Genomic DNA, 464 nt, shown 5'->3' on the forward strand with positions numbered 1-464 from the left:
TACTATCTCATGACCACTACCAAGGTGGACACTATAAATTTGCAATGGAAGTTGCACCAGTWGAGGAAACTTTTGAAGTTAAAGGATATGAAAATACTAAAGTTTCTCGTGTTAAGTGGCCAATGTCTGTTATAAGACTTAGTGGAAAAAATAAAGAAGAAATAATAAACTTTTTTGGGAAATATGATAATAAACTTACTAAAATTGTCGCATATCCAGGTATGATGTTGCAAAAAATTACTACAAAAGAGCCAGATGATCAACAATTAGAAGTTGCATTAACTGCACTAAAAGCTGTAATAAATGAAAAATAGAGGAGAAGATATGACAATAAGAGAGATAATCATAAAATACTCTCAAGAGCTAGAAAAAATAAGTGATACACCGAGATTAGATGTAGAATTATTTTTACAAAAAGCACTTGGAGATGTAGATAGAATTTACATACATTTAAATTTGAATAA

1 protein-coding gene is annotated in these 464 nt (G+C 29.6%); it reads left to right on the plus strand.

All coding sequences use genetic code 11. The annotated features are described in order from the left end of the window. Positions 1-314, plus strand: a 314-nt coding sequence (locus tag G3997_RS02950; protein WP_296647837.1) for a DUF1385 domain-containing protein, incomplete at its 5' end; no start/stop codon positions are given. Between the last annotated feature and the right edge of the window lie 150 nt (positions 315-464).

The sequence above is a fragment of the Romboutsia sp. 13368 genome (genome assembly GCF_018336475.1).
In the GTDB taxonomy this organism is placed as follows: Bacteria; Bacillota; Clostridia; order Peptostreptococcales; family Peptostreptococcaceae; genus Romboutsia.